Source organism: Protofrankia sp. Cas8, assembly GCF_963555845.1.
Classification (GTDB): Bacteria; Actinomycetota; Actinomycetes; order Frankiales; family Frankiaceae; genus Protofrankia.
Genome location: NZ_CAUVXI010000019.1, coordinates 30,722 through 40,522, shown reverse-complemented (window position 1 = coordinate 40,522; position 9,801 = coordinate 30,722). Strand labels below are relative to the sequence as shown.

Below are 9,801 nucleotides of genomic sequence, written 5' to 3'. Positions count from 1 at the left end.
CGCTTTTCTCTTGCAGGTAGTGCCCCCGGGGAGGCTCGTACAGCATCCACGCAACCTTCGGCCAAGGCGAGCCTGGTGGTTTCGGCTCGCGTACCTGCGCCTATCACGCCGAGTGACGGATCCCAGCCGGTAGCGGCGCGGGCGCTGGCCAAGGCGGGTGCCGGATGGCCGCGGACGGTACCGCCGTAGATGGTCCGGTTGTGGTGCCGTCGGTGGCGGGACGGGACATGGCGGTCACGCTGGTCACTGTGATCATGGTTGTGGTCGTCGGTCTGTCTCAACTCACCTTGGCAGAGAGGGGTCCTGCCACCCGGGCACAGGGCCTGGGTGGCAGGACCACCCGAGCCGGGCCCCGAACTTGCCAGGCCTTCGATAGGCACTGCCGAGGGCGCGCCGGGGAGTGTCACAAGATCAGCGACAGATCCGATCGAGAGGGGTCGTTGACCCAGCGGGCCGCGGTTGCCTGGGCTGACTCGCGGGGCTGGTTTCGTCGTCGCGGTCCGGGGTGGGCGGATCCTTCGGGTGTAGTCGGTCAGGACGGCTCGGGGGTCATTGGCTGGCTGACTGTGGCGGCTGTTGGCGTAGTTGTTGGTTGATTTTTTGGGCTTCGGTGAGTTGGTCTTCGAGGATGACGATGCGGCAGGCGGCTTCGACCGGGGTGCCTTGGTCGACGAGTTCGCGGACGCGGGCGGCGATGCGGAGCTGGTAGCGGGAGTAGCGGCGGTGGCCGCCGTCCGAGCGCAGTGGGGTGATGAGGCGGGCTTCGCCGAGGGCCCGTAGGAATGCGGGGGTGGTGTCGAGCATGGCGGCTGCGCGGCCCATGGTGTAGGCGGGGTAGTCGTCGTCGTCGAGGCTGTCGGCCGGTTTGCGGGTGGTTCCAGGAGTCATTGCACCTCTCGGGACACGTGGAGGGGCCCTGGCGCCAGATGGCACCAGGGCCCCGAGGGTTTTCAACACCATCTACCGGCCAGGTGAGCCGGATTCCTCAGTTCGCGCCGCGCCCTGAGAGGGCGGGTGCTGCGGAGATCGCATATGCGTGACCGGGGACCACCTTCCAATCCGGGGCCTGCGGAGACCGGACGAGCTAGACCGTCGTCCGGGCGATCCTGATGGCGCCTACTCCTCTCCTCAGTGACAGGCGGGGGTACTGCTGAACTCCTGCGGTGGTGCTCGGCGGCCTACCCTGACCGCCGTCCCGCTCGCGACAGTTCCTGTCTGCCGCGACCATGGACTCTCTTGGCTACGGGAGTGAAGCTACCCGGCGGAGGGCCCGATGTCTACTACGGCGGCCACAGATTTTTTAGCTCCGAACAGACAGGTGTGCCGCCGCGGCCAGGCACGTCCGGGAGTCGGTATCGCGCCCAGGCGGACAGCGGCAAGAACCCTGCCGGGAGGTCGGTGGGCCAACGTCCGTAGGAGAACGCACGCCAGGCCCCGTTCGCCGCCGCCTGGCTGAACGCCGGGATACCACCAACCGACGTGGCCGAGTGGGCCGGGTCACTCCGTGGACATCCTGCTGAGGATCTACGTGAAGTGCCTCGACAGGGGAGGGGCCGCGATGCGGGCACGCGTCGAAGAAGCTCTTGGACTGGGCCGGTCTGCCGCCGGATAGTTGGGCGCCCATTTGGCAGAGAGGGCCGTAGCGCCCCGGTGCCGGCCGTACAGCGCCGGACTCCGGAGGGAGGGAAGCGGAATTGGTTTGTCCTAGTCGCAGACCGTTTCGGCTGGTCCCACGAACGTGCCCCCGGCAGGATTCGAACCTGCGCACCCGCCTCCGGAGGGCGGTGCTCTATCCCCTGAGCTACGGGGGCTTCAGGGCAAGCAGTCATACCGTACCAGGACCGTGGCGGTGGTCAGGCAGTCGGCTCGCCGTAAGCTCCCGATGTGTACCGCGACCCCCCACGCGTTCTCGTCGTCGACGACGACGCGGTGATCCGTCAGCTCGTGGTGGTCAACCTGGAGTTGGAGGGCTTCGAGGTGCACACTGCGATCGACGGGTTGGACTGCCTCGAGCGGGTGCGGGACGTCGCCCCGCATGTGATCACATTGGACGTCATGATGCCCCACCTCGACGGCTGGGACGTGGTCGCCCGCCTTCGCGACGACCCGGAGACCGCGGATATCCGGGTGATCCTGTTGTCGGCCCGCGCGCAGGCCGCCGATCTCAGGCGCGGGGACCGCCTCGGCGTCGACTACTACCTCACCAAGCCGTTCGACCCGGACGAGTTGATCGGGGTAGTGCGTCGCCTGGCCGGTCATGGCCAGACCGTCTGAGATGTCAGCCGTTGTGCCACCGGCCGTCCGTTGTCGACACTGCGGTGATCGGTGGCGACGGTTCGCTCGCCCCACACCGATAGCATCGCGTCATGACCCCCGACGACCTCGCGGAAACCGTGCGGGGCATCGTCGGGCAGCTGATCGCGGACGGTGAGCTTGACGTGGCGATTCCCGCAGCGGTGACGGTCGAGCGGCCCAGATCTTTCGATCATGGTGACTATGCCACGCCGATCGCGCTGCGCCTTGCCCGCTCGGCGCGGCGACCATCGCGCGAGGTCGCCGAGGCGGTCGCGGGTCGGCTGCGCCAGGAGCGGGCAGTGGCCGGTGTGGACGTGGCCGGGTCAGGCTTCCTCAACATCCGATTGGCTGGCGGGGCAGTCGGGGAGATCGCCCGCATCATCGTGCGGACGGGTGGTGACTATGGCCGTGGATCGGCTGCGGATGGCCGGGCGGCCCTTGCAACGGCGATCCCTGCAACGGCGACTCTTGCGTCGGCACGCCGGGCGGCCGTGGCGGACGCATCGGCCATGCTGCTCGATGCGGTTCGCCATCCGCAGCCGCCTGACCGTTGCGACGAGGCGATGGTCGGGGCGCCGGTGTCGCTCACCCGCGGCGGTGAGCCGGTGGAGGCGCCGGTGCAGGTCGGGGCCTTTCTCACGATCGGTGAGCTGGTGGACGCCGTCGGCGCGGACGCCGCCCGCTACTGGCTCGTTCGTGTCCCCCTCAACCGCGCCCTCACCCTCGACCTGGACCTCCTTGCCAGGCAGACGAACGACAACCCGGCATTCCAGGTCCGCTACGCCCATGCCCGGATCTGCGCCCTGCTGCGCAACGCCGGGGAGCTGGGACTCTCCTTGGATGTCGAGGACGCCGAGGTGTCGGCGCTGACCCATCCACGCGAGGGTGACCTGCTGCTGGTGCTCGGTGAACTGTCGAGGGTCGTGCAGACCGCGGCCGGACGCAGAGCGCCGTACCGGGTGGCGCGTTACCTCGAGGAAGTCGCCGGTACCTATCACCGTTTTCACGACGCCTGCCGGGTACTGCCACAGGGGGACGAGCAGGCGGGGGCCCGCAACGGAGCACGGCTGCTCCTCGCCGACGCGACCAGGATTGTCCTCGCGAACGGCCTGCGGCTGCTGGGCGTGTCAGCTCCGACGAGGATGTGACTGTTGTGCGTGACGAGGTTTCTCCCGCCCAGGGCCGGCATCAGCTGGAGGACGCGCTGTGGCCGGCGTCCGCCGCCGTGGACGCCGACGGTGTGCTGCGGGTCGGCGGGCTGCGGGTGGACGCGCTCGCGGCCGAGTTCGCCACGCCCGCCTACATCCTGGACACCGATGACTTCCGGGCGCGTTGCCGGGCATGGCGGTTGGCTTTCACCGACGGCGATGTCTACTACGCGGGTAAGGCGTTGCTGTCGCGTTCGATTGCCCGATGGGTCGCCGCCGAAGGGCTCTCGCTGGATGTCTGCACGGGCGGTGAGCTCGGCGTTGCGGAGGCGGTGGGTTTTCCACCCGAACGGCTGCTCTTCCACGGCAACAACAAGTCCATCGCCGAGCTGCGGCGGGCGGTCGCCTACGGCGTCGGGCGGATCGTCGTCGACTCGTTCGTGGAGATCTCCCGCCTGGCGGCGGTGGCCGCGCAGGCCGGCGTGCGTCAGCGAGTGTTCGTCCGGGTCACTCCGGGAGTGGAGGCCCACACCCACCACTATGTCGCCACCGGGCAGGAGGACCAGAAGTTCGGCTTCTCGCTCGCCAGCGGCGCGGCGGCCGAGGCGATCAGACGGGTGCTGGCCGCGTCCGACCACCTTGAGCTCGTCGGGACGCACGCGCACATCGGTTCGCAGATATTCGACACCGCCGGATTCGGGCTGGCCGCCCATCGTATGGTGGGGCTGCTGGCCGTCGTTCGCGATGCCCACGGTGTCGAACTGCCCGAGCTCGATCTCGGCGGCGGCCTGGGGATCGCCTACACCGGCGAGGACGCGCCACTCGATGTCGCGGACGTCGCCGACCGGCTCCGCACGATCGTCGGCAAGGAGTGTGCAGCGGCCGGGCTCGCCGTCCCGCGGCTGGCGGTCGAACCGGGCCGGGCCATCAGCGGTCCGAGCGCGATCACGCTGTATGAGGTCGGGACGGTCAAGGAACTGCCCGGGTTGCGCACCTATGTCAGCGTCGACGGTGGTATGAGCGACAACATCCGCACCGCACTGTATGATGCGCGTTACGCTGTCCGTCTGGTTTCCCGGCACAGCGCGGCCGTGCCGCACGTGGTCACGCTGGTCGGCAAGCACTGCGAGTCCGGTGACGTGATCGCCCACGACGTTGCGCTGCCGGGCGACATCCGGCCCGGAGACCTTGTCGCGGTACCGGCGAGCGGGGCATACCACCGCTCCATGGCCAGCAACTACAACCATGTTCCGCGGCCACCGGTTGTCGCGGTCCGCGCCGGACGGGCTCATGTGATCGTCCGCAGGGAAACGGAAGCGGACCTGCTGCGCCTTGACATCGACGAGGCGGACACCCCCGAGGCGGACACCCCCGAGGCGGACATCGACGAGGCCGACACCCCCGAAGCGGACGTCCCTGCCGCTGGACGCGACGAGGACACCATGGTCAGGAACGCGGGATGAGGAACTCGGGATGAGGAACTCGGGATGAGGATTGCGCTGCTGGGGTGCGGTGTGGTCGGGAGCGACGTCGTCCGGCTCCTGCACACCCACGCCGAGGATCTCGCCGCCCGGGTGGGCGCACCCCTGGAACTTGCCGGCATCGGGGTCCGTCGCCTGTCGGTGGTCCGTGACCTGCCGGTCGATCCGGCGCTCTTCACCACGGACGCGGACGGTCTCGCGACCCGGGACGACGTCGACATCGTCGTGGAGGTGGTGGGCGGCATCGAGCCGGCCCGCACCTGGCTGCACGCGGCACTGGACGCGGGGAAATCGGTGGTGACCGCGAACAAGGCGCTCCTTGCCACCCACGGTGCCGCGCTGTATGGCGCGGCAGCCGACCGCGGTGTGGACCTCTACTACGAGGCGGCGGTCGCCGGTGCGATCCCGCTGCTGCGCCCGCTGCGGGAGAGTCTCGCCGGTGATCGGGTCCGACGCGTGCTCGGTATCGTCAACGGCACGACCAATTTCATCCTCACCCGGATGGACGAGACCGGCGCCGGGTTCGCCGAGGCCCTCGAGGAGGCGACCACGCTCGGCTATGCGGAGGCCGACCCGAGCGCGGACATCGACGGATTCGACGCCGCCGCCAAGGCCGCGATCATCGCGCAGCTTGCGTTCCACACCCGGGTCACCCTTTCCGACGTCCACCGGGAGGGCATCGGCGGCGTCACCGCCGCGGACATCGCCAGTGCCCGCGCCATGGGATGCACGGTCAAGGCGCTGGCTATCGCCGAACGGTCACCCGATGTACCCGGTGTGAGTGTGCGGGTGCATCCTGCGATGATTCCCCGTTCCCATCCGCTCGCCGGGGTCCGGGAGGCGTTCAACGCCGTGTTCATTGAGGCGGAGGCGGCCGGCCAGCTGATGTTCTACGGTCGCGGTGCGGGTGGTTCTCCGACCGCGTCCGCGGTGCTGGGTGACCTGGTGGCGGTGGCGCGCAACCGGCTGGCCGGACGGCGGGGTCCGGGCGAGTCCGCCTATGCCGACCTGCCCGTCCTGCCGATGGGCGCCACCGTGACGCGCTATTACATCAACCTGGACGTGACGGACAAGACCGGGGTGCTCGCCTCGGTCGCCGCCGCGTTCGCCCGTCAGGACGTTTCCATCCAGAGTGTCCGCCAGGACGGCCACGGTGACGACGCCAGTCTTGTTCTGATCACGCATACCGCCAGCGACGCGGCACTGTCCGCAACAGTCGAGGAACTGCGGGAGCTGGACGTCGTGCGGGCGGTCGCGGGCGTGATGCGGGTAGAGGGAGGTGAGCTGTGACGACATCGCCAGCAGCAACATCGTCAGCGCGGACGACAGACGCGGCCGCGACGAGCGGACGGGCCCCGGGTTCGGTCAACCGCACCCGGCGGGTGTGGCGCGGCGTGATCGAGGAGTACCGGGACCGTCTGCCGGTCTCCTCGAACACGCCGGTCGTGACCCTCCGGGAAGGCGGCACCCCCCTGCTCCCCGCGGTGCACCTCTCGGCGGTGACCGGATGCGATGTTCATCTCAAGATCGAGGGCTCGAACCCGACCGGCTCGTTCAAGGACCGTGGGATGACCATGGCGATCAGTCGCGCGGTCGAGGCGGGTTCGCAGGCGGTGATCTGCGCGTCCACCGGCAACACCAGCGCGAGCGCCGCCGCGTACGCGGCCCGGGCCGGGTTGACCTGCGCCGTGCTCGTACCGAGCGGAAAGATCGCGTTGGGGAAACTGGCTCAGGCGCTGGTACACGGGGCGCGGCTGCTGCAGCTTGAGGGCTCCTTCGACGACTGTCTGCGGGTGGCCAGGGAGCTTGCCGAAACCTGCCCGGTGACCCTGGTCAACTCGGTCAACCCGTTCCGCCTGGAGGGGCAGAAGACCGCTGCCTTCGAGATCGTCGAGGACCTGGGTGCTGCACCCGACGCGCACTGTCTGCCGGTCGGGAACGCAGGGAACATCACCGCCTACTGGCGTGGCTACGTGGAGGAGGACGCACTCCACGGTTCCGGCCGGCCTCGCATGCACGGGTTCCAGGCAGCGGGTGCCGCACCCATTGTGCGCGGCAGCGTGGTCACAGCGCCACAGACGATCGCTACCGCGATCCGGATCGGCAACCCCGCGTCGTGGGCTTTCGCGCTGGCTGCCCGGGACGCCTCCGGCGGCACGATTGACGCGGTCAACGACCGTCAGATCCTCTCGGCCTACCGACTGCTCGCGCGCAACGAAGGTGTGTTCGTCGAACCGTCCAGCGCGGCGAGTGTGGCGGGACTTCTCCAGGCGCGTGCCGCAGGCCTCATCCAGGCCGGTGAGAAGGTCGTGTGCACGGTGACGGGCAACGGCCTCAAAGACCCCGAGTGGGCGATCAGCGGGGCGGCCAAGCCGGTGACCATACCGGCTACGGCTGCGGCCGCGGCCGCGGCTCTTGATCTGCAGCGGTCGTGAACCGTGCCGCCCGGGGGTCGGGGGCGGCCGGGGTCAGCGTGCGGGTGCCGGCGACCAGCGCGAACCTCGGCCCGGGTTTTGACGCCTGTGGTCTCGCGCTCGGCCTGTATGACGATCTGACGGTGGTCACCACCGACTCGGGCCTGTCGATTGACGTGACCGGTGAGGATGACGGCGCCAGGGACGAGACCCATCTGATCGCGCGTGCGGTGCGGGCCGGGCTCGATGCGCTCGGCCTCGCGCCGCCCGGGCTTGGCCTGACCTGTGTCAACCGCATCCCGCACGGCCGTGGGCTCGGTTCGTCGGCCGCGGCAATCGTGGCGGGTTTGCTGGCCGCGAGCGCGCTGGGCGAAGGTCGCCTGACTGCCATGGACGTCTTCGCTCTCGCCTGCCAGATCGAGGGCCATCCGGACAACGTCGCCCCCGCGCTCTTCGGTGGCTTCACTGTGGCGTGGTATGATGACGCCGGTCACCCACAGGTGGTTCGAACCAATCCACCGGATGATCTGCGGCCAGTAGCCTTTATTCCCGTCCGCCGCCAGGCGACATCCGCAGCACGGGCTGCGTTGCCAGTGACTGTGCTGCATGCTGATGCGGCGGCGAATGCGGGACGCGCGGCGCTGTTGGCCATGGCGATGTCAGGGACTCTGCATCCGGAGACGGTGTACCCGGAGACGGTGGGGACCGAGCCCGGCAATAGGCAGGAGCGGACAGGTCAGCCCGATTACAACTACTTTCCCGGTGCTCGGCTCGGCAACGACCGGTCGGGTCCGGCGCCCTGGGTGGATGCCCTGCTGGCGGCCACCGACGACCGGCTGCACCAGCCCTACCGTCTACCGTCCATGCCTGAAACCCGTGACCTGCTCAGCCAACTGCGAGCGGCGGGCCTGGCGGCCGTTCTGTCGGGTTCCGGACCAACCGTGCTGGCCCTCGCAGTCGGTGCGGAGCAAGCTGATGTTGCCCGCGCATGTGGCGGGGGCGGTTTCACAGTGCTCGACCTGCCGGTGGACAGGGACGGGGCCCGGGTCAGGCTCATCGCGGGCTGACACCGGCAGCTGCGGTCTACCTCGGGTCTCCCATGTGAGCCGGTTTTCCGTCCGAACCTCTCATGCTCGCCGCCGGACGGATGCGTCGCAGGACGACATCCAGCCGAAATGGTCGCGCCTTGGGCTGGAAACGGAGGACCGGGAAGCAAAGCCGCTCGAAGGTTGTTGCCCAGGTGACTCCGTCTGGATAGTCTGATGACTGCACCCGCTGCCGCCGCGGCGCGTGCTCGCCCGCCGGTGCTACCGGTTCATCGTAGCCGGATCCTGGTGCCGGAACTTGGTGCCTCAGCCTCGTCATCGAAGCCTCGGCCAGCACCGACAAGTCCTCAGCGGGATTGACGAGTTCGCACGCGGCGCTCGGCCGTTGGCGCCGTCCACGGGCGCTCTGCTTGCCCACCTGGCGCTGAATATCGTTTCCATGTGGGATGCCCAGGCGAAGAAGGTCAACAAGCATCACCCGGCTCCCTTGAGCCGGTCCCTTCAGGGAAGGAACATCTTGAGCGACACCACCGACGTGCTGCCTGACAGCGCACGTGAGTCCGCGGAGTCCCAGACACCGACGTCGTCCGTGGACGCTGGTTCTCCGCGACGCCGGCGGTCAGGCACCGGCCTTTCAGCCATGCTCCTGCCGGAGCTGCAGGCCATGGCAACTTCGTTGGGTATTCAAGGCGTGGGACGCCTGCGAAAGGGGCAGCTCATCGCGGCCATCCAGAACGTTCAGACTCCCGCCGGCGTCGCTGGGGGCGCGGATGCCGCGGCCCCGCAACCCGCCATGGCTGCCGCCGATGCGCAACCGGCCCGGAGTACCCGAGGCTCGTCCACGTCCATGCGCACCAACACGAACAGCGCGGACGCGGCCGAGCCCACGGTCGCGTCGTCCGCGGCTGAGGCGACCGCGGCAGTCGAGGGCGCGACGCGTGTCCGGACCCGCCGTGGGGCTTCCCGGGCATCGGGCAGCCCGTCCACCGCCGTCGGCGAGCAGGGGACGCTGACCGAGGCGTTGCCCGACCCCGGTGACACCCGTGGTGGCGCGGCTGCGTCCGGTCCCGCGGACGGATCCGCGAGCGTGCGAGCCGTCGGCACGCAGGACGCCACGGCGGCCGGGACCGCGCCGGCCGGCCTTGCTGCGGCACCCGCACCCGCACCCGCCGCGGCCAACGCACTTGCCGCGGCAAGTGCACCTGCCGTAGCCAGCGCGCCCAGCACGCCGGTGTCCACCACCCCTGTGGAGCTGTCCGTGGCGGCACCGACCACTGTGCCCCGCGTGTCGGACAACGGCAGCGTGCGTGGTCGAGATGACCGGCGTGATCGTCAGCAGGTCGAAGGAGACCGCGCGTCGGTTGACCGTCCCGTTGCCGCCGAGCGGCAAGGGCGCCAACAGGGCGACCGGCAGGGT

Annotated in this window: 8 protein-coding genes and 1 tRNA gene; 7 read left to right on the top strand and 2 right to left on the bottom strand. The window is 69.4% G+C overall.

What is annotated here, in order from left to right; all coding sequences use genetic code 11:
* Positions 1 to 549 precede the first annotated feature (549 nt).
* Together U9977_RS05495 and U9977_RS05490 are read right to left on the bottom strand one after the other, a co-directional pair.
* A complete protein-coding gene (locus U9977_RS05495; protein ID WP_322748073.1) occupies positions 550 to 888 on the bottom strand; it encodes a MerR family transcriptional regulator in 339 nt (112 codons plus the stop codon).
* A gap of 851 nt (positions 889 to 1,739) precedes the next feature.
* A tRNA-Arg gene (locus U9977_RS05490) sits at positions 1,740 to 1,811 on the bottom strand.
* A 73-nt stretch (positions 1,812 to 1,884) separates the two neighbouring features.
* On the opposite strand from U9977_RS05490, the gene U9977_RS05485 reads away from it, so the two are divergent.
* The 7 genes from U9977_RS05485 to U9977_RS05455 form a co-directional block, all read left to right on the top strand.
* Complete coding sequence (locus U9977_RS05485) at positions 1,885 to 2,274, top strand: response regulator transcription factor (RefSeq protein WP_322748072.1); 390 nt, start codon at positions 1,885 to 1,887, stop codon at positions 2,272 to 2,274.
* A 92-nt stretch (positions 2,275 to 2,366) separates the two neighbouring features.
* Positions 2,367 to 3,443, top strand: a complete 1,077-nt coding sequence (locus U9977_RS05480) for a DALR anticodon-binding domain-containing protein (protein WP_322748071.1) — start codon at positions 2,367 to 2,369, stop codon at positions 3,441 to 3,443.
* Between the two features lie 44 nt (positions 3,444 to 3,487).
* Positions 3,488 to 4,906: a diaminopimelate decarboxylase gene (gene lysA / locus U9977_RS05475; RefSeq protein ID WP_416210479.1), complete on the top strand. Its 1,419-nt coding sequence runs from the start codon at positions 3,488 to 3,490 to the stop codon at positions 4,904 to 4,906.
* A gap of 24 nt (positions 4,907 to 4,930) precedes the next feature.
* Positions 4,931 to 6,214: a homoserine dehydrogenase gene (locus U9977_RS05470; RefSeq protein ID WP_322748069.1), complete on the top strand. Its 1,284-nt coding sequence runs from the start codon at positions 4,931 to 4,933 to the stop codon at positions 6,212 to 6,214.
* Positions 6,211 to 7,359, top strand: coding sequence for a threonine synthase (gene thrC, locus U9977_RS05465; protein WP_322748068.1), 1,149 nt, complete (start codon positions 6,211 to 6,213; stop codon positions 7,357 to 7,359). Before U9977_RS05470 ends, thrC begins: the two co-directional genes overlap by 4 nt.
* Positions 7,356 to 8,405, top strand: a complete 1,050-nt coding sequence (locus tag U9977_RS05460) for a homoserine kinase (protein ID WP_322748067.1) — start codon at positions 7,356 to 7,358, stop codon at positions 8,403 to 8,405. Before thrC ends, U9977_RS05460 begins: the two co-directional genes overlap by 4 nt.
* A 496-nt stretch (positions 8,406 to 8,901) precedes the next feature.
* Positions 8,902 to 9,801: Rho termination factor N-terminal domain-containing protein (locus U9977_RS05455; protein ID WP_322748066.1), on the top strand; the 900-nt coding region annotated here is incomplete at its 3' end.